This window comes from Paenibacillus peoriae, assembly GCF_022531965.1.
GTDB lineage: Bacteria > Bacillota > Bacilli > Paenibacillales > Paenibacillaceae > Paenibacillus > Paenibacillus polymyxa_D.
On the sequence record NZ_CP092831.1, the window covers coordinates 5,191,678 to 5,212,707 of the forward strand.

The window sequence follows — 21,030 nt, forward strand, 5'->3', positions numbered from 1 at the left end:
GGGATTTTAGCTATAAATTACTCGCTGCGTTTACCCAAAACAGAAATTTCTACAGGCTCACTTTCGTTACCGTCTGCATCTTTAGCTTTGATTACCAGTCTAACCGTTGCTTTTTGAGTAAACACACTGATACTAAATGTGCCATCATCTTTGGCTACTGCACTACCGATAGGCAGTTCGTTGGAATAGGCGGTTACTGTGGAACCTGCTTTAGCTGTCCCCGTAATTGTACTTTCTCCGTCATACACATTGTTGACTTTCAGTACTCCCGTAGTTGCAACTGTGTCTGTAGTGCTATCTGTAGTCGTATCCGTAGTTGTGTCTGCATCTGTGTTGGTATCTATTGTTGTAGAGTTGTTCGTAGTCGTGCTATCTGTGCTGGTATTTGTGCTGCTATCTTCTGTTTCGCTGCCAGAAGTAGTCGACGTGTTACCATAAGTGGAATCTGTCACGTTGCTGTATGTGGAATCCGTTACCGTTCCACCAGGAGTCGTCGTCAGATTATCAACAGGGCTCAGGTTGTAGCCGGAAGCAGCGTCCAGAATAGCAATTGCCTCTGCACGAGTCAGCGACTTCAGTGGCTGAAATTTACCATCCGGATAACCGTTGATGATTTTTTGCTCCGCAGCTGCCGCTACACTTTTCTTTGCCCAAGATCCAATTTTGTCGGAGTCAATAAATTTAGTAACATCTGCTGCGTTACCCGCAGTGAGTCCAATAGCTTTGCCTACGATAGCCGCAGCCTCTTGACGTGTTACCTTACCATTTGGTTTGAGCTTGTTACCTGCATAGCCGCTTATGTAACCTGCATTCACGGCACTTGTCAGCTCGTTGTATGCCCAGTGAGAAGCTGGTACATCTGTGAACGTTCTGCCTCCATTACCGTTTACTTTTACACTGTCCGCATACGTTACGTCTGTCACAGCTGGAGTATCCTGCGTGAACGTACCCAAGCTGCGGTTCAGAAGAACAATAAATTCTGCACGTGTGATTGCCGCATCCGGTTTTACCGCGCCGTCCAATTGTCCTGTGGCTGACCAGCGTTGCACCTGATCTCCTGCCCAATGTCCATTTGTAGTTTGAGGAGCAGCTGCCGCTGCGCTGAATGCGCTAAGAATAAGACCTGTACTCAATACACCTGTAACTGTATTTCTTAACTTTTTTCCCATGCTATAAATTCCTCCTCTGATTGGATTCATCATTCTTTTTTAAACACTTTACCAGAAATCAAACCCAAATAACCCCCAAATTAAAAAAATCGTCCCATATAACCATACCCCCTCCTAATGTAGGATAAATAAGAAACGGGACTTAATACCTAGTCGCTCACTTGGATATGTATATTTAGACAGGCTAAGGTATACTGAATGAATACTCAGTCATATGCTGAACACCGCAATGAGGTCACAAACCCCTAGGAAAAGAGGTCTTCTTATGGCTCTTATTCAATGTCAGTTTTATTCGGAAGTTCTTGGTCTGAGCACATCCATGAATGTTATTCTTCCTCAGGCAACCCGTTCACAAATTGGACTAGAGGGCAAGCAAGGAACCGGGCCACATCCGACGCTGTATTTGCTGCATGGCCTATCGGACGATGATTCAACCTGGTTGCGTCGAACCTCCATTGAACGCTACGTGGCCTCATTGGGCCTGGCTGTCGTTATGCCCCAAGTACATCGGAGTTTCTATACGAATATGGAGCAAGGAGCGGCTTATTGGACCTTTATCAGTGAAGAATTGCCGGCTTTGGCACGTTCATTCTTTCCTCTATCCGACAAGCGTGAGGATAATTTTGTAGCCGGACTTTCTATGGGTGGATATGGTGCTTTCAAACTGGCACTCCAGCATCCAGAGCGGTTTGCAGCCGCTGCCAGTCTTTCGGGAGTCATGGATTTACACGCATCACGCACCGATCCTATGCAAAATGCGATGAGTCCAGCGGAATGGCTTAACATTTTTGGGCCAGATGAAATACGCGGAACAGATCACGACTTGCTAGAGTTGCTACAACGTCATGCTGCCTTGGGGACCTCACTCCCCCGACTCTACCAATGCTGCGGCACAGAGGATTTCCTCTATAAGGGAAATCAGGCTTTTCGTGAAACATGTAGTACCGTCGGGGTTCCGCTGACCTACGAAGAAGGTCCTGGAGCGCATGAATGGGGATACTGGGACGCGAAAATTCAGGATGTTCTGGCATGGCTACCGCTCAAAGAGCACTAAACAGGTTAAAAAAATCCCCGTAGCTTCTCTCATCGCACCATGGCGAAGGGATAGGCTCGGGGATTTATTATATGCACATTAGGGATTTGTTGTGGTCTCCGTTGATGGAGATTCTTTAGTTAGTGACTTAGGCAGTACTTTGTACAGGCGCCACTCGCCATTAAACTCACGTTCAAGCTGAACCCATGGGGCACCATGTTCATATAAGTTCGGATATACCATATTGATCTTACTCAGTGGCATGCCTGACATGATCTTAGGTACAAGGATATAATCCACATGGTGATCCTGCGGATAACTTAATGCCTTATTGAACGAATAATCGCTGGTGATCAGGAAGCGTTTGGGATGTTGGCTGTACACAATCATGGTGTAGGCTGAAGCCGAATCGGTCATAATGGTAGACTTCGGCAGATGCTCATCCAACCAAACGGCAATCCTACGATCTGACTCCTGTCTCACATAGTTCACATTACCTGTCCGTGTGAGAAAGCTGTTCTCATCCGGTGCAATATCCGGGCGAGTCAACGCATAGGAAAGTAATCCAGCGGTAAGCAGCAGACTGACGGATACCAGGCCAAAGGCTGCCCTCCGCCATCGTCCCTGAAGCTGGCTCAACTCATAAGGCAACCAGGCTACGGTAATTGGGAATACATACATAAAATAACGAAACCATCCATACGAAGATTGCTTCATCATAAGTAAAAACTGCAATCCCGGCACTGATAGGAACAGCAGCAAAATAATCAGGGTTCCCCATCGGAACAAGCGTCCACTCAACAGACGAATGAACAGAATAGCCAACAACGGTACCGAATACCAAAGTGTTTTGGAAGCAATAAATTTCAAGGCTACCAGCGGATTGGAGAAAATCTCTACAAACTTATCATCATTCAGCAGCTCTGCCGATTGGGCCGTGTTCGAATACTCCGAATTCAGGAAGTAAAAAGCATTCCCCATAATGAGATAGTTAAAGAAAATCCATAACAGCCCGGAAAAGACCACGGGGAGCAGAAGCAGTAACCACGTTGCCTCGACCTTGTGCAGTTTTTCTCGCAAGGCCAGCTCGCGTCTGCCCATGTTTCGATGGAGAAACAAAACCGCCAAGACCACGCCACCTGCCATTGCCACGCCCAGAGGAACCGCTTCATAACGAGTCCAGAACGCCATGGCAAGCGCTAATCCAGAAACAATCAGACTTGCCGTCATGCGATCCTTGAGCCACAATGCAAACTCAATCACCGTCATCATAATGAAATATATGTATAGCGAATCACTCAGCCCATTGGCACCAAACAGTAAAATAAACGGATTCAGTGCATACAACAAAGCCAGCAGCAAGCTCATACTAGAGCTAAGCCCTGTTCTGACACCCGCCCGATATAGCAACATAGCGGTCAAAGCAGAAAAGGTAGCACTCAAAATAACAGCAGCCAATCCATAGGTGGCTAATGCCGGAAAGATTGGATACAGCAGTAGAATCACCATTTCCAGAAGACTGGGTAGTGGATTCCAGATAAATCCGATGGCGCCCAGATGCGGGTCGCGGCTGTACAGTACGTAAAATGCGTTAGCTACGCGACTGAGCGCGTCTGTGTGCATATATCCCAGAACATAGCTGAAATAGATGCCCGCAGACAACTCCAATGCAAGTATAAATACAAACAGACCTATAGCCATCCATCTGCTTGCAGACCATTTGCGAAAGGACATTCCTCTCGTTCCCCCTCAAACTTCTTGCGGTGATACAGCTGTAGCCCACTCACACCTTACAGCTGTATTCTTCTCTCCGCTACGATGCACTAAAATATAATAATTATTTCGATTCTTCATGCTCTATTTTGTACAGTCGCCACTGCCCGTCAAAGTCATGTACCAACGAGGCCCACGGCGCTCCCTTTTCGAACAAATCAGGATAGCTCCGGTTTACCTGATCCAGCGGTACCCCATCCACCAAGCGCGTGACCAAGACATAATCCACCTTGGAAGCAGGCAGATCTATTAAAGATTCCCCAAAATCATAATCACTCGTAATCATAAACTTCTTCGGAATTTTGCTGCTCAAAATGATCGGATAGGCGGCATAAGAATCTGTCAAAATGAGAGATGAACCATAATACTCATCCAGCCACGGCGCTATTTTCCGCTCAATAATTTGACGTTCGTAGCTTTCATTACCACTATGCGTCAAATAGCTGTGTTCATCTGCTGCAATCGCGGGGTTCGTCAGTGCGTAGGATAACAAGCCTGCTGTTACCAACATTCCTGCCGTTACCAGTGAGATTCCGATCCCCCGCATTTTCCCCTTCAACAGACTAAGCTCATACGGCAGCCAAGTAACCGTAATCGGGAATACATACATAAAATATCGGAACCAGCCAAACGAAGAATGCTTAAGCATCAGTAAAAGCTGAAGCCCGGGTACCGATAAAAAGATTGCTAATAGCGTAAGCGTGCTCCAACTCCACAGACGTTTGTCCAATAGGCGTATAAGCAAAATGGAAATTAACGGAGCCGCATACCATAAGGTTCGTTGCCCGACAAACTTTAGCATCAGCACAGGGTGAGCAAACATTTCTACAAAGCGCTGATCCTCTAACAAAGCCGCTGATTGTGTGGAATTGGAATATTGCGAGCGTAAAAAGTAAAGCGGGTCGCCCATGATAATCCAGTTAAAAAAGAGCCACAGCAAACCGGAAAAGACAAGCGGCAGCAACAATAGAAGCCATGTCGCTTCTACCTTGTACAGGCGCTCTTTTAAAGACAATTGCGTTCTAACGCTCTCTCTGTTTGTACGCCACCGATGCAGAAAAAAGATCGTCAGCAATACACCCAAAGCCATCGCAACGCCAAGCGGAACCGCTTCATAGCGCACCCAAAAAGCGAGTGCAAGTGCAAAACCGGATACGATCAAATTCGCCGCCTTGCGATCCTTCAACCACATACAAAATCGACTCACTGTCAACAGGATGAAAAAGATATATGGCGAGTCACTTAAGCCGTTGAAGCCAAACAGAAACATAAATGGATTCAGTGAAAATAATAGCGCAATCAGCAAGCTGGTTGCACCGTGAAGCCCCAACTGTTTGCCCGTCGCATACAATAATGCCGCGCTCGCCCCTGCAAACAGGCTGCTCACAATCACTGCCGCCAGCCCGTGGGAAGCGAGTACTGGAAATAAAGGATAAAACAACAGCACGATCAGTTCCATCAAACTGGGCAGCGGATTCCATACAAACCCGATAGCACCCAAGTGTGGATCACGACTGTATAGCACATAAAATGCATTAGCCACTCGACTGAGCGCATCGGTATGCATATAGCCAAGATGCCATGCAAAATACACACCCACCGCCAGTTCAAGAGCAGCAATAAAAGCAAACAATGACAGCAATTTTCCGTGTTTTCTTAAAATCATGAAACCTCTTTCTGACGCTGTTGCGGAACGGAGAAGATCCAGTAGCGGTTCCAGAAATAATTATGAACAGGCACGATGATGGTAGTTAGTACTTCACCGATCAGATACGACCAACCGATCCAGTGAATGGTCACGTACATCAGGGCGGCATTTAAGAGTAAGCCACAGGTACAGACCAATAAATATTTAAGAAACTGGGTGCGGCTTCCCTCACCGGTAGGCTCGAACGTCCAGTTTCGGTTCAGCACATAGGAAACGAGCAGCGTAACCACGAATCCTATTGTAGTAGCCATTACTGCAGGTACCGTAAACAGCTCCACCAGCAGCACAAGTACACCAACATGGATACCTGTACCCAGCAGTCCTACAATACCGTATTTAATGATTGGATACTTTAGATATGAACGTCTGATCATGTTGATTAAACTCCCTGTCCACCCACAATCGGTCAGCATTCGCCCGTTTATCTGCTATCAGATAGCGAGGTCTAGCTTTGACTTCGTGATATATGGCGGCAATATATTCTCCTACTACTCCGATCGACAGCATGAGTACACTGCCGATAATCAAGAGCAGCAAAATGACAGTGGTAAAACCGGTCACAGCGTCACCCATTAATTTACGCATTAACGTCTGAATCCCCAATACGACTGAAATCAGCATAAAAATGAGGCCCATCAGACTTACAACCCGCAATGGTACTGTCGAAAACGAAACGATCGCTTCTGCTGCCAGTCGAGTCAGCCCTAACGGACTCCAGCGGCTTGGACCCTCTTCGCGTGGAGCCACTCGGAAAGAAATCTGGGTTTTACGGAAACCGAGCCAGGCCGTCATTCCGCGAAAAAACGGCATCCGCTCTGGCATCGCCATCCAGGCATCCACCACTCGTCGATCCAGTAGCTTATAATCGGAGGCATCCTTGAGATTAAAGCCCGTCAAGCGGTTCAAGGTCGCGTAGAACAAAGAAGCTCCAAGCTTTTTGCCCACCGACTCTTCTCCCCGGAATTCTTTCACACATTCGACCAAATCATAACCTTCATTTTGCCATAAACGCACCATTTCTCCAATCATCTCAGGAGGGTGCTGCAAATCACCGTCCATGACAATGATTGCATCGCCAGAGGCATTTTCCAGACCTGCGCACAACGCCAGTTCCTTACCGAAGTTCCGACTCAACCGGAGCGCGAGCAAAGAGGGCATTCGATGGGATAATTCAGACAATTTAAGCCACGTATCGTCCTTGGAACCATCATCTACAATGATGAGTTCATAGCGTGAGGTGACAACAGACAGTACCCCATCAATCACCTTAAGCGAACGCTCAAGATGCGAGCTTTCATTGTACATGGGAATGACGACGGATAAAAAAGGTGTTTTTGTCTCCATTCTTGCTCCTTCTTTCTTCATATTCAGGAGGACTGTGCCGGGGTATCATCCAAGTCGTGCATATCGGTCAGACCATGTGTCGTCTTTTCCCAATAGAACGGCTTGGTAATGAGCTGCCAAGCTGCTTTCACCGCAGCTATACTCATTAGTACCCAATATAACGGCGAGAGTAGCCCATATTTGACCATCGCGTATGAAAATGTTCGTTCACCGCGCTCTTCCAGTTCCCCGATGACCCAATACATTCCGGCCACGTTACTGAATACGAACAGAAAGTTACCGATATAAAATTCCGCGCTGGCCAGGTAATACACATATCCCGGGAACAGCTTGGGAATAAAGGACAATTCCCAGCCAAACCATAAAATAAGCAAGCCCCAAAAAACCGGATTCAGCAACGGCAACATTGGAGTTGCCAAAATCATCACCTGAAAGCCGAAAAAACCTTTCCAGCCCACTTCGCGCACCAGCTTCACCGGATTGCGCATATGAACCAGCCACGTCTGCATATACCCCTTGATCCAGCGTGACCGCTGACGAATCCAGTTGCCCACGCGGCTGTTAGCTTCCTCCCATGTACGGGAATCGACAATAGCAGTTTTGTAGCCGCCTTTATACAGACGTATGCCCAGATCGGCATCCTCGGTTACATTATAGGGGTCCCACGCATTAATATCTTTCAATACAGATACCCGAAAATGATTGGATGTGCCACCTAAAGGAATTGGGGTATCTAACTGCATAATACCCGGCAGCAGTAGCTCGAACCACATACTGTATTCTTGAGTGAACCAGCGGGTCAGCAAATTTTGTGTACTATTAAAGTAGTTGAGCTTCGCCTGAATACACGCATAATGCTCAGGGAGTGAATCGAACGCTGCAATGACCTTTTTAAGCTGATCAGCGTCGGGACGATCCTCAGCATCGTAAATCACGACAAACTCGCCACGTGCCCGAATAAGTCCATAATTACATGCCTTCGGCTTGGTTTTCGGCAAACCGTCTGGAACGACCAGTGTCGTGTAATAGGCCGGCAGCTTCATTTCCCGAAGTAGCTCGATCGTCTCAATGTCATCCTCTTCAATCAGCAGCCGCACGTCCAGCTTGGACTTGGGATAATCCAGCTGCTCCAAATTTCGCAACAACATCGGAAGCACGCCCGCTTCCTTATACATAGGTACAAGAATGGTATAGATCGGCAGTTTCTTTTCATCCATGGCGTCAACCTCTTCCTTCGTAAAACGAAGCTGCGCCCCACGCCGGGAACCAAGATAAATAATGCCAAATTTAAATAGCGTCATCGCAAAATAAAACAGCTGAATCATCATATTGATGATCAACACCGTTTTCCAACTGTTCCAGAAGAGACCGAGCAGTGTAATCATACCCATGGCTGCGAACACCCAAAGTTGTCCCTTTGTAAAAGTCGTCCGCGCCGAATTGTGCGGTTCTTTTTCCAACAGCCCGGTCGTGCTCTCCTGCATCATTTCTTCACCGTAGATTTTACCCCAGAGCTGCTCCATCTCTTCCTTCGTAGCAAGCACCTGCTCTACCGGCATACCCAGAATTTCCTCCAGCTTCAAGCGTCGCTCTTCTGGCAGCGGATCGCTGACCGCCACAATATATCGGTTCATATATTGATGGATAACGACCACGCCATAAGCCATTGCCACTTGCTCGGGTAGTTTGTACGCCGCATCCAGCGCGAGTTCCTCACCAATACGCCCGATCCGGTTCTGTGTAGCAATCGCGCGGTACAAATCCGCAGGTTCCAGCATTTGCAATGACAGCAAGATGTCGCCCAGCAGCCCGCCGCTCTTCGCCTGGAACTCCAGTGCGCGTTCCAGTTGTTCCGGCAATATATAACCGGAACGAACCAGCATATCGCCTAGGCGCTCCTTGGACTCGTCGCCGCCAACCTGTTCCTGTAGCTGCTCGGCTGTAATGAAGCCCATTTCTACAAGAATATCGCCCAGCCTACCACCGTAGCGCTTCTGGTTGCGGATGGCATCTGTCAGCTGATCGCGGGTGATCATCCCGTTCTCCACCAGTTGATCCCCCAGACGGGCCTTGCCGTTTCGGCCGCTCCGCGTTCCTGTTGCGGCCTCTTCGCCTTCCGTACCAGGGATACTAGAGGCAGTGACCATAGCAGCTCCTGCTGCTGTCTGTTCCTGGCCAGATGCATATTGGACTTGAGCCTCCTGCGCCTGTCCATCCTGTATCCCTTCATCCAGCAATTGTTCCACAGCTGCTGCTGTATCATTGGCGTTCCGTATAGCCTCGATACGAAGTTCTGTATCCTGAAGTCGCCGTTCCAACTCTTCGATATGAAAATCAAGCTTGTACAGCACCGGAGCCTGCTCTGACCGCTGAGCCTCTAGCTGTTGTTGCAGTTGTTCGATTCGCTGACGCTCTTCTTTTATTCTTCTCTTGGTTTGGCGAATTGAAACTCCTCCAACCTGCCACCTAAGCTTGTCACCCATGAATTCCCGCCCTTTCAATCCAGCGCCGCTCTTCCGCAAGCGCATCTGCAAGCAGCTGCTTTAACTCCGCATCCCGCTGCTTTTTCCGTTCCAGCGCCGCGTGAAAAAGTTCCCGCTCCTCGCGCAGTAATTCCTCCGCTTGTATCCGTTCCTCATGCAATGAAGATATCAGTTGATCGGCTTCAGAAGCGCGATAACCGATCCAAGCGCTCTTTAACTGACGCGCCGTCCTTTTAGTTCTCATAATACCTCCCTGAATCATCCCGACTCTGCCTTTTGCTACGTCACTACTTTAAAGCATATACATGCAGTTCTCCCAAAACCAGGACATACCTCTGTTCTCATTCAAGCCCTTCATTTACACATTTATGAAATTCACTTGACCAAAAGAGCCTCTAGTAACTTGACATTTATTTATTGAATATAGTTCTTGTCCTATTGAATTGGTAATTCAATGAAAAACTTAGTGCTATTCTACCATAATCACCGTAGACGTAGTATACAAAAATGTAAATTCTAGAAACTTTCACACTAGCGTAGTAATAGGTATTTAGAACTAAAAATTAATGCCCCAAAAAGCACAAAAGACACCGCGAACGGTGCCTTAGAATCTTTGATTGCTAATTCCTTAAAATTTGATTTTACACAGCATCCCGCTACTGTGCAAGAGAATAATATCTTTCTTTACTAATTAATTATTTGGCTTGTGCCCTTCAAACCATGTTGATGTATTCGCCAGGAGCTGTTCACTGCGCCCAATGGCTGCCTGTACCTGCCCGGTAGCGGTTCCACCATATACATTCCGTGCATTCACTACCGCTTCTGGTTGAAGTACTTCATAGATACGATCATCAAACAGATCCGAAAACTGCTGAAATTCGTCCAGTGTCAGATCAAGCAAATATTTTCCATGCTGGATGCAATACAGTACGGTTTTGCCAATGACCTCATGCGCCTGACGGAACGGAAGCCCTTTGCCGACCAAGAAGTCCGCAATATCCGTTGCATTGGAGAAGTCCTGGTTAACCGCTTGACGCATGCGATCCTTGTTCACCTTCATCGTGGCAATCATCGGTGCGAACAGTTGCAAGGCTCCTTCCAGCGTGGCAACGGTATCGAACATCCCTTCCTTGTCCTCCTGCATGTCCTTGTTGTATGCCAGCGGCAAGGATTTCAATACAGTCAACAAGCCCACGAGGTTTCCATAGACACGTCCGGTTTTACCACGTACCAGCTCCGGTACGTCCGGATTTTTCTTCTGCGGCATAATGCTGCTGCCTGTGCAAAAAGCATCATCCAGCTCGATAAAACCAAACTCCGTGCTGCTCCATAGCACCAACTCTTCGCTTAGACGAGACAAATGCGTCATAATCAGCGAGGCGCCAGCCAGGAACTCCACGATAAAATCCCGATCGCTGACGGCATCGAGGCTATTTTCATATACGCCATCAAATCCCAGTTGCTCGGCTACAAAATGACGGTCAATTGGAAAAGTGGTCCCGGCCAAAGCGCCCGCGCCGAGCGGCAACACGTTAATCCGCTTGTAGCTGTCTTTGAGTCGGTCAATATCACGCTCCAGCATAGACACATACGCCAGCAGATGATGTGCAAATAAAATAGGCTGCGCACGCTGCAAGTGTGTGTATCCAGGTACAATCGTGTCCAGATTATCCTTTGCCTGGCCGATTAATGCAGATTGTACATCATGCAGCATACCCACCAGCGATACTACACGTCCACGCAAATACAAGTGCATATCCGTCGCTACCTGATCGTTACGGCTACGCCCAGTGTGCAGCTTACCCCCGATCGGACCAATGGCCTCGATTAGATTTTTTTCGATATTCATGTGAATATCCTCATCCGAAACGGAAAATTCAATTTCGCCACGGCGGATACGCTCCAGGACGGTGTGCAGTCCTTCCTTGATCGTGTCTGCATCCTCCTGCGGAATAATTCCGCATTTCCCCAGCATGGCCACATGAGCCAAACTGCCTTGAATATCTTCTTCCGCCAACGCCTGATCAAACCCGATAGAAGCCGTATATTCCTCTACCAGCTTGTTCGTTTGCTTCGTAAACCGTCCGCCCCATAGCTTACTCATTGCATGGTCCCCTCTCTGCAATACAAGCCGCCCTCGTCGTTTGGACAAGAACGGCCCGCATCCCGTACATTTTTTAGGTTACATCATTATTTATGATTTTGTGTTACACCCGCGTTGACCTTCAAACGCAGAGCATTCAAGCGGATAAAGCCTGTTGCATCGCCTTGATCGTAGGCTTGTGTCGGATCGGCTTCCATGGTCGCAATGTCCGGGTTGTACAAGCTAACCGGACTTTTAACCCCTGCGCCGATAATGTTGCCTTTGTACAGCTTCACGCGCACGGTACCACTGACATTTTTCTGACTCTCATGAACCAGAGCCTGCAAAGCGACACGTTCCGGTGCGAACCAGAAACCGTTGTAAACCAAGGTAGCATAACGGGTAATCAGACTATCACGCAGATTCATAACCTCGCGATCCATCGTGATAGATTCCATTTTACGGTGAGCTGTGAACAGGATCGTACCGCCCGGCGTCTCATAGACTCCCCGACTTTTCATACCAACAAAACGGTTCTCCACCATATCCACACGTCCGATACCATGCTTGCCGCCGAGCTCATTCAGTTTTTCCATCACTTGCAGCGGATTAAGCTGTTCGCCGTTCAAAGCGACGCAGTTACCTGCTTCAAATTCCAACTCCAAATATTCGGCTTCATCAGGAGCGTCCTCAGGCGCGTTGCTGAGCAAGAACATTCCTTTATTTTCAGGAGTACTTGGATCAAACCAAGGGTCCTCCAGCACGCCGCTTTCATAGCTGATATGCAGCAGATTACGGTCCATGGAGTATGGCTTGGCTGCAGAAGCAGTTACCGGAATGTCGTGTTTTTCCGCATAGGCAATCATTTCTGCACGGCCCGGGAACTGATTGCGGAACTCTTCCAGCCGCCAAGGTGCGATCACCTTGATATCCGGCGTCAAGGCCGCCGCGTTCAGCTCGAAGCGTACCTGATCGTTACCTTTGCCTGTTGCCCCGTGAGCAATGGCTGTTGCTCCCTCGGCAATCGCAATATCGACCATCCGCTTAGCGATTAATGGACGTGCAATACTCGTTCCGAGCAAATATTGTCCTTCATATAAAGCGCCCGCCTGAAACATCGGATAGATAAAGTCCTTGGCGAATTCATCACGCAGATCATCAATGTACACTTTGGAAGCTCCCGTAGCGAGTGCTTTTTCCTCCAAACCGTCCAGTTCTTCTTTTTGACCAATATCTGCGGTGAAAGCGATGATTTCAGCATCATAAGTTTCTTTGAGCCATTTCAGAATAACCGACGTATCCAGACCGCCGGAATATGCGAGTACGATTTTTTCTTTTGCCATTGTTAAAGTCCTCCCCGAATGCTTCTAGCCCTTATCTTCTTTACCTATCAATACCTATCAATCTTATGCCATTAAAGCAACTAACAGCGCTTTTTGCGCATGCAGACGATTCTCCGCTTCATCAAAGATGACCGAATTCGGACCATCGATTACGCCTGCGCTCACTTCTTCCCCACGATGCGCAGGGAGACAATGCAGGAATAAATAATCCGGCTTTGCCAGCTTAACCAGCTCTTCATTCACCTGAAAGTCGGCAAAAGCAAGCTCCCGCTCCTTCTGCTCTTCCTCAAATCCCATGCTCGCCCACACATCTGTGTAGATCGCATCCGCATCTTGCACCGCTTCCTGCGGACTTTGGGTTATAACAATCTCACTACCTGTCTGTTTGGCAATTTCACGGGAAGCTGCGACCACACTCGGGTCAGGCTCGTATCCAGCTGGACTTGCAATCGACACATGCACTCCAAGCTTCGCTCCCCCAATCAAGAGAGAATGAGCCATATTGTTACCGTCTCCGATGTAAGCCAATTTGAGCCCTTTTAGCTTACCCTTTTGCTCATACAAGGTTTGATAATCAGCTAGCACTTGGCACGGATGCGCCAAATCACTCAATCCATTGATCACAGGAACGGATGCATAACGTGCCAACTTTACCACATTATCGTGCCCAAAGGTACGAATCATAATGCCATCCAGATACCGTGACATGACTTGGGCCATGTCGCTAATCGGTTCGCCGCGTCCCAGTTGAATGTCATTTTTGCTGAGGAAAAGGGCATGCCCGCCCAATTGATACATACCGACCTCGAAAGATACCCGTGTACGTGTAGAGGATTTCTCGAAAATCAGTCCGAGCGTTTTCCCTTTTAGCGGCTGATAGGTTTCCCCGTTTTTATGCTTACGCTTAATTTCAACAGCGAGATCAATTAAATACTGGATTTCTTCTGGCGAGTAATCGTCCAGCTCCAGGAAGTCCCGTCCTTTCAAATTCATCTGCTGCAGTGCGCCGCCCTGGCTCATGCTATCGTCTCCTTTTACACTCTAGTCTAGGATAATTTAACCTTTACACTAAGCCACATGCTCCCGAATCAATTCAGCAATCCATGTTACAGCCTGATCTATTTCGTTTTTCGTTACATACAAGTTAGGCAACAGACGAATCACGTTCGGTCCTGCTGTAATGAACAGAATGCCCTTCTTCTGTCCTGCCAAAACAAGCTCCGCTACCGGTTCTACACACTCAATGCCGACCATCAGACCTTTTCCACGGATATCCTTTACAAAAGGACTATCTCCAAGCTGCTTTTGCAGACTATGGAAGAGGTAATCTCCCATCTCAGCTGCACGTTCTGGCAGCTTGTCATCAATAATCGTTTCAATAGTAGCTTGAACCGCTGCCATAGCAAGTGGCGTACCTCCAAAGGTAGAACCATGACTGCCCGCTGTGAACGCTTCACGCAAATATCCTTTGCCTAGCATCGCACCCACAGAGAACCCACTGCCCAGTCCTTTCGCCAATGTAAAGATATCCGGCTCTATACCATAATGCTCAAAGGAAAACAGCTTGCCCGTCCGTCCCATACCTGTTTGCACTTCGTCAATGATCAGCAGCAAACCATGCTCGCGGCATAGCTTGGTGATCACATCTACGAAAGCAGGGTCTACCGGATACATGCCGCCTTCGGCTTGCACCATTTCCAGCATAATTGCCGCTGTATTCTCATTGATGGCTGCTTCGAGCGCAGCCTGATCATGAAGCGGAACGCTTTTGAATCCGGCGGGAAGCGGTAAAAAGCCTTCTTTCACTTTGTCCTGACCCGTAGCGGTCAAGGTTGCCAGCGTCCGTCCGTGAAAGGATTGCGTGAACGTAATAATTTCGTAGCGACCGGTCTGCTTTACCTTCTGGTGGTAACGACGTGCCAGCTTAATTGCAGCTTCGTTCGCTTCGGCCCCGCTGTTGCAGAAGAACACGGCATCTGCGCTGCTATGGGCTGTCAGCAAGGCAGCTGCCCGTTCCTGCCCCGGTATATGAAACAGATTGGATACATGCCACAATTCATCGATCTGTTTTTTCAATCGTTCAGCTACTGCTTGAGGCGCATGGCCCAAATTAGTAACGGCGATGCCTGACATGAAATCCAGATAACGCTTGCCCTGATCGTCCCACAGCCAGCTTCCTTGCCCTTTCACCAGTGTAAGCGGGTATCTTGCGTAGTTTGGAAAAAGAGAGCTATTTGTCTGCGTTTTTGCCGGCTCCATTTCCGCTTGCACTCCACTTCCATCCGTACTTGGCATTTCCTCGCTCACCAGCGTATTCGGTTCCTTACTCATTATGTTCACGCTCCTTTATCGTTTGGTTATATAGGTCGAGCTATATATATTACAATTACTGCATACGCACGATGCGTGTTCCAATCGATTCTCCGCCTAGCACACGACTTAGTACCTGCGGTTCGCTACCGTTCACAATGACGACTTCCTTCACTTTGCCGTGGATACAGGCAATAGCCGCTCTCACTTTCGGGATCATACCCCCATATATTTCACCTGTGCTAATCATATCCTCAATTTCCTGTACGGTGATAGAGTCCAGCACTTTCTTTTCTCCGCCATACTTCTTCAATATGCCTGGTACATCTGTAACGACGATCATCCGACTGACCCCCAGATGAGAGGCTACCGCACCCGCCGCTGTATCCGCATTAATGTTGTAACGCTGACCAGATCGATCAATCCCGATGGGGGCAATAACAGGCATATAGTCCATATCCAGGACACCTGTAATAATCGAGGCTTGAACAGATGTTACCTCTCCGACCCAACCGACCTCAGCAGCATTCGACACAGGCTTGGCTTCGATTAAATAACCATCACTACCTGACAACCCCAACGCTCGGCCCCCATGCAGTCCTATTCTACGTACAATCTGCTTGTTAATGCTACCCGCCAGTACCATCTCCACGACATCCAGCACGGGTTCGGTCGTTTTGCGTAATCCATGAATGAACTCTGTTTCGATCCCCAGCTTCGCCAAGTTGTCGGAGATCGCAGGGCCACCGCCATGTACAATGACAGGTTGAAGACCTTCCGACTGCAAACGCGCCAAATCTTCAAAAAAGGAATCAGGTAACGCAGCCAGCGTACTTCCTCCGCATTTCATCACAAAATTACGACGTGCCACTCCCGCATGATTCGCTTGATCCGCGTGTTCCACTGCCGATTGCATATCATCTCTCCTTTTCTTCTCCGCATATCCGTGCAATTTTTAAATGATGCTGGACTTATATCCGCTCTTTGCTTCTATTAACTACTATCCTTATTCAATCCGTATTTTATTCGGGTATCTATGTCCGATAAGCTGCGTTAATCCGCACATAATCATAGGTTAGGTCACAGCCCCATGCTGTAGCGGTTCCGTCCCCGTGATGCAAATCAACAATAATTTGCACCGTATCTCCCCGCAAATAGGCTAGCGCCTTTTCTTCGTCAAAAGCGACCGGACTCGATTGGCTTAGCACAACAATATCACCCAAGCGAATATCTACCGTATCTGGATTAACCGGCTCTCCAGCACGCCCTACGGCCGCAATAATCCGTCCCCAATTCGCATCTGCTCCGAAGACGGCTGACTTGACCAGACTAGACCCAACCACCGTCTTGGCTATCGCTTGAGCGGACGCATCGCTTACCGCTCCGCTTACAGACACCTCTACTAGCTTCGTAGCACCCTCTCCATCGCGAGCAATTGCCTTCGCCAGTTCTCGGCAGATATAGGTGAACGCCTCGGCAAAAGCGTCCCAATCGGGATGCCCTACGTGCAGTTCACGGTTGCCAGCCAGCCCACTTGCCATAGCAATCAGCATATCGTTCGTGCTCGTATCCCCATCCACCGTAATCATATTAAAGCTGGTATCCGTTGCCTGCTTTAATAGTTGATGAAGCGCCGTCTGTCCGATTACTGCATCACAGGTCATAAAAGCGAGCATCGTTGCCATATTCGGATGTATCATGCCTGATCCCTTGGCCGCCCCGGCGATGTGCACGGTCACACCGTCCACTTCAACCGCCACACATGCTTCCTTTTTAACCAAGTCCGTTGTCAGAATGGCTTGGGTAAATTGCTCTGCTCCATCGTTTGCCCCGTTCATACGGTCAGGTAAGGAGGATATACCTTCAAGCACACAATCCATTTTCAAATGCTCGCCGATCACGCCTGTCGAGGCGACGGCTACATTGCTCTCAGCAACACCCAGTTCATGAGCCGCAGCCGAACGCATAGCGTAGGCATCCTGCTCTCCTTGTTGTCCCGTGCAGGCATTGGCGTTTCCGCTGTTCACCACTACTGCCTGCAATCGACCATCTGCCAAGCTCTCGCGGGTCACCTTCAGCGGTGCAGCCTGAAACACATTGGTGGTGTACACCGCAGCAGCTGTCGCTTCTACCTCACAACGAATCGCGCCCATATCGTTGCGGTTCGAATTTTTTAGCCCGCAGTGTAATCCTCCGGCTGTAAAACCACGCGGAGTTACGATGTTACCCCCGTTCACTACTGTAAACTCTACTTTGCCCATAATTATGTGCCCTCGTTCGCAACATATTCGATGAATGACAGCTGTTTGTATTCCAAATTCCCGCTCGCTGCCGTTATCCGTATCCATGTTGCAGTTACTTGCTACTTACGGATATACCGGTATGAAGCCTAGCCCGAGGTTCTCCTCCCATCCCATCATCAAATTTAAATTCTGAATCGCCTGCCCAGCGGCACCCTTCACAACATTATCAATGACAGAAATAATCGTAAGACGCCCGGTTCGGGCATCTGCTGCAAAACCGATGTCACAGTAATTCGAACCCATTACTTCCTTCGTTGCTGGCCATATACCTTCGCCACGTACACGGACAAAAGGATGGCCTTTATAATAATCCCGGTATAACCCGATAAGATCTTGATCTGTATGGTCACCCTTCAGCGTGACATAAATCGTACTCATAATTCCTCGGGTCATAGGAACAAGTTGTGTTGTAAACGTAATCGTAACGTCCTCGCCCGCAATATCGCCCAGTACCTGTTCGATCTCAGGGATGTGCTGGTGCTTATTCACCTTATAAGCCTTAAAATTCTCGTTCATTTCCGCATAGTGCGAAACGAGGCTTGTTCCCCTACCCGAGCCGGATACCCCGGATTTGGCATCCACAATCAGCGACCGATGGTCGATCCAATCCGCTTTCAGCGCAGGAATAATCCCCAGCAATGTTGCAGTCGGATAACAGCCCGGATTTGAAATAAAAGAAACGCCCGCCAGCTTTTCTGCATACACCTCACTGAGTCCGTATACCGCTTGCTTGAGATATTCGGGTGAAGCTGCAGGCTTTTTATACCATGCTTCATACGTTTCCCCGCTTCGAAGCCTGAAGTCCCCGGAAAGGTCAATGACCTTCAGTCCGACATCAAGAAGCTGCGGCACTAACTTGGTACTAACGCCCGATGGCGTAGCAGTGAAAACCAGATCGGCCTTAGCAGCAATTTCGTGGACTTCGACACCGTCCAAATCCTGCACTACAATGTCCGTCAGATGTGGAAATCCGTCACTGATTGGGACACCCGCGCTGGACGAAGAAATAACAGATACAATCTCTACTTGCGGATGATGAACCAAAAAACGAATCAGCTCCACCCCGCCATACCCGGTGGAACCGACAATTGCCACTTTTAACTTGCTGCTCACAGACCTTCCTCCATTCCGTTCGTATGAAATATGTATTATTATACGACTCTATTTATATAAATACAACACCTCATGTCATGTTATTCCCCCTAATTTAAAATATGCGCTCTTGTCTATTCTTTTGACCGACAAGCTGTACGAGCTATAATAAAGGAAATAAAAAATAGACAGCGAACTTCTTGAATACAGCTTGCCATTTTGCATAAAGAATAAGGGGGATATTCCCTTTAAATGATCTCACTTATTGGAGTTCATCTCGATTGGTCATTTGCTGCACTTTATGGACTTGTTGAACATGAAGGGAGTACATGTAGCACTCATACAAGAGGAAATCACATGGGCTGCATCTAGTGAATCTGCTCAGAGGAACCTCTGAAGCGGATAATTGGGGTCGAAAATAAACCTATACGTTAGGGGTGTTACACATCGAAACATATACAGCGAATATCGTTATAGATGCAAAAGCAAAGTTAGGTGAGGGTCCCAGCTGGGATCAGCGGTTTCAACGTTTATTTTGGGTCGATATTAAAGGCTTTCAATTGCATATCTACGATCCTTTTACATGCACAGATCGTACAATAAATGTTGGTGAACATATTGGTGCAGTTGTACCTTATCTCAAAAATAAAGTGATCGTAGCGCTGATTAGCGGTCTATATTGTTTAGATATTGAGACAGGGGCCAAAGTATTAATTCATGATCCTGAGGAAGGTAGACTAGGTAATCGTTTTAATGATGGAAAATGCGATCCTGCCGGACGTTTTTTAGCAGGAACCATGAGTCTAAATGGCGAACATGCGCAAGGAGCATTGTATAGTCTGAGTACAAAAGGCGATGTCTCCTTACTGGTTGATAAAGCTTCCACATCTAATGGATTAGCCTGGAGCGCAGATCATCGTACAATGTATTACATTGATACTCCAACATTGGAGATCGTCTCCTTCGATTACGATGTGGTACAAGGCACTATTAGGAATAAGCAACTGGTGGCTAGATTGGATGAAAGTGAAGGGTATCCAGATGGCATGACCATCGATGCAGAGGGCATGTTGTGGGTCGCGAGATGGGGTGGTAAACGTGTCTCCCGTATCCATCCTGCTCATGGAGAAGTGATTGCTGAGGTGTCGCTTCCCGTCAATTGTGTGACTTCGTGCGCTTTTGGCGGTGAACAACTGGATGAGTTATATATTACAACTGCTCAAGATGATGATAGTGCCGATCAACCCTTAGCAGGCGGCCTATTTATGGTCAAGACAGGGGTAAAAGGAACGCCTACCTCGTATTTTAATCAAGGACAAACGGCAAATTGGCTTGAACGATTGGTAAAATGAATCTAGTAAAGCATGCTGAAGAGAGAAGAGCCTACTATATTAGTGGGCTCTCCTGCATGGATTCAGTTAAGAGCATGCCTCCAGAAGGCCCTCTTTGTTTCAGCTTTCCTTCTTAAACCCTTCACCCAATACCTCACGAGTATTACTTATTATCACAAAAGCTTCCGGGTCTACCAAGCGGACGAGCGTTTTAAGGCGAGTTACCTCGTTTTGTCCGACTACAACCATAAGCACAGGACGTTCTTCGTTCGTGTAACCGCCCCGTCCTGCCAGCTCTGTCAATCCTCGGTCCAAATCCTGCAAAATAGCCTGCGTGATCGTTTCTTTCTGATTGGATATGATGTAAGCCACTTTGGAGTAGCCCAATCCCATTTCCACGGCATCAATGACCTTACCCGTTACAAACAAGCCGATCAACGCATACAGCGCCCGTTCCGGCGAGAGGGCGAAACCAGCCAGTGTAATCACCGTGCCATCCATCAACATAACACAGAGAGAAAGACTAAAACCCGTATATTTTTGAATAATCTGCGCCAAAATAGCCAATCCACCCGTCGAGCCCCTGCCCCGAAACACGGTACCTAAACCCAATCCTACTCCGATTCCACCATATAGCGAAGCCAGCAACGGATTGGTTGTCGGAACTGCCCAATCCTTCGTAACATAAACGAATAGCGGCAGCATAATACTTCCCAGCAGAGAACGCAAACCGTATTTTTTCCCTAACAGCAGGACCCCTGCTATAAATAATGGAATATTCATTCCCCACTGCGTATAGGCTGGTTCCAGGCCAAACAGCTCCTCGCCCAAGATAGACAAGCCCGATACCCCCCCGGATGCAATCCGGTTTGGGAGCAAGAACATGTTAAAGGTCAGCGCTGTAATGAAAGAGCCGAGTATAATCAGCAAAATATCGGTCACGTTGCGTGCGGGTCCGCTGGCGGCAATCAGAGGCTTGCGTCGTCTTCGGCGAGCAGCGGGAGGATTCAATTGAGGCATCATTCGTGTTCTCCTTTAATTAAAAAATACCGTTACAC

At 48.1% G+C, this 21,030-nt stretch carries 17 protein-coding genes; 2 read left to right on the plus strand and 15 right to left on the minus strand.

Annotation, left to right across the window (positions count from 1 at the left end; genetic code table 11):
• Window positions 1-17: 17 nt before the first annotated feature.
• Window positions 18-1,169, minus strand: coding sequence for an S-layer homology domain-containing protein (locus MLD56_RS23000; protein ID WP_029514552.1), 1,152 nt, complete (start codon window positions 1,167-1,169; stop codon window positions 18-20).
• A gap of 265 nt (window positions 1,170-1,434) precedes the next feature.
• Between MLD56_RS23000 and MLD56_RS23005 the strand changes: the two genes are divergently transcribed.
• On the plus strand, window positions 1,435-2,223 hold the full coding sequence (locus MLD56_RS23005) for an alpha/beta hydrolase (protein ID WP_029514553.1): 789 nt from the start codon (window positions 1,435-1,437) through the stop codon (window positions 2,221-2,223).
• 78 nt (window positions 2,224-2,301) lie between these two features.
• Here MLD56_RS23005 and MLD56_RS23010 read toward each other — a convergent pair whose 3' ends face one another.
• From MLD56_RS23010 to argC, 13 genes are all read right to left on the minus strand, one after another.
• Complete coding sequence (locus MLD56_RS23010; RefSeq protein ID WP_029514554.1) at window positions 2,302-3,936, minus strand: glycosyltransferase family 39 protein; 1,635 nt, start codon at window positions 3,934-3,936, stop codon at window positions 2,302-2,304.
• Between the two features lie 103 nt (window positions 3,937-4,039).
• The gene (locus MLD56_RS23015; RefSeq protein ID WP_029514555.1) at window positions 4,040-5,641 is read right to left on the minus strand and encodes an ArnT family glycosyltransferase; all 1,602 of its coding nucleotides are present in this window, start codon (window positions 5,639-5,641) and stop codon (window positions 4,040-4,042) included.
• A complete protein-coding gene (locus tag MLD56_RS23020; RefSeq protein WP_029514556.1) occupies window positions 5,638-6,057 on the minus strand; it encodes a GtrA family protein in 420 nt (139 codons plus the stop codon). Before MLD56_RS23020 ends, MLD56_RS23015 begins: the two co-directional genes overlap by 4 nt.
• Window positions 6,020-7,027 carry a glycosyltransferase family 2 protein gene (locus tag MLD56_RS23025; protein WP_029514557.1) on the minus strand — a complete coding sequence of 336 codons (1,008 nt, stop codon included), beginning with the start codon at window positions 7,025-7,027 and terminating at the stop codon, window positions 6,020-6,022. Before MLD56_RS23025 ends, MLD56_RS23020 begins: the two co-directional genes overlap by 38 nt.
• Window positions 7,028-7,050: 23 nt before the next feature.
• Window positions 7,051-9,510: a cyclic di-GMP-binding domain-containing protein, MshE-related gene (locus MLD56_RS23030; protein ID WP_241113431.1), complete on the minus strand. Its 2,460-nt coding sequence runs from the start codon at window positions 9,508-9,510 to the stop codon at window positions 7,051-7,053.
• Window positions 9,503-9,754, minus strand: a complete 252-nt coding sequence (locus MLD56_RS23035) for a hypothetical protein (protein WP_029514559.1) — start codon at window positions 9,752-9,754, stop codon at window positions 9,503-9,505. The genes MLD56_RS23030 and MLD56_RS23035 overlap by 8 nt, the downstream gene beginning before the upstream one ends.
• Before the next feature lie 447 nt (window positions 9,755-10,201).
• Window positions 10,202-11,614 (minus strand): argininosuccinate lyase, encoded by a 1,413-nt coding sequence (gene argH, locus MLD56_RS23040; RefSeq protein WP_029514560.1) that lies wholly within the window; start codon window positions 11,612-11,614, stop codon window positions 10,202-10,204.
• 86 nt (window positions 11,615-11,700) lie between these two features.
• Entirely contained in the window at window positions 11,701-12,936 is a 1,236-nt protein-coding gene (locus tag MLD56_RS23045; RefSeq protein ID WP_029514561.1) for an argininosuccinate synthase, read from the minus strand.
• Between the two features lie 63 nt (window positions 12,937-12,999).
• On the minus strand, window positions 13,000-13,956 hold the full coding sequence (gene argF / locus MLD56_RS23050) for an ornithine carbamoyltransferase (protein ID WP_029514562.1): 957 nt from the start codon (window positions 13,954-13,956) through the stop codon (window positions 13,000-13,002).
• A 48-nt stretch (window positions 13,957-14,004) separates the two neighbouring features.
• Window positions 14,005-15,267 (minus strand): acetylornithine transaminase, encoded by a 1,263-nt coding sequence (locus tag MLD56_RS23055; RefSeq protein WP_029514563.1) that lies wholly within the window; start codon window positions 15,265-15,267, stop codon window positions 14,005-14,007.
• Between the two features lie 55 nt (window positions 15,268-15,322).
• On the minus strand, window positions 15,323-16,162 hold the full coding sequence (gene argB / locus MLD56_RS23060) for an acetylglutamate kinase (protein ID WP_029514564.1): 840 nt from the start codon (window positions 16,160-16,162) through the stop codon (window positions 15,323-15,325).
• A gap of 118 nt (window positions 16,163-16,280) precedes the next feature.
• Complete coding sequence (argJ, locus tag MLD56_RS23065) at window positions 16,281-17,507, minus strand: bifunctional glutamate N-acetyltransferase/amino-acid acetyltransferase ArgJ (protein WP_029514565.1); 1,227 nt, start codon at window positions 17,505-17,507, stop codon at window positions 16,281-16,283.
• A gap of 105 nt (window positions 17,508-17,612) precedes the next feature.
• Complete coding sequence (gene argC / locus MLD56_RS23070; protein WP_029514566.1) at window positions 17,613-18,662, minus strand: N-acetyl-gamma-glutamyl-phosphate reductase; 1,050 nt, start codon at window positions 18,660-18,662, stop codon at window positions 17,613-17,615.
• 416 nt (window positions 18,663-19,078) lie between these two features.
• On the opposite strand from argC, the gene MLD56_RS23075 reads away from it, so the two are divergent.
• Window positions 19,079-19,993 carry an SMP-30/gluconolactonase/LRE family protein gene (locus tag MLD56_RS23075; protein ID WP_049816854.1) on the plus strand — a complete coding sequence of 305 codons (915 nt, stop codon included), beginning with the start codon at window positions 19,079-19,081 and terminating at the stop codon, window positions 19,991-19,993.
• A 99-nt stretch (window positions 19,994-20,092) separates the two neighbouring features.
• Here MLD56_RS23075 and MLD56_RS23080 read toward each other — a convergent pair whose 3' ends face one another.
• Window positions 20,093-20,992 (minus strand): YitT family protein, encoded by a 900-nt coding sequence (locus tag MLD56_RS23080; RefSeq protein WP_029514568.1) that lies wholly within the window; start codon window positions 20,990-20,992, stop codon window positions 20,093-20,095.
• Between the last annotated feature and the right edge of the window lie 38 nt (window positions 20,993-21,030).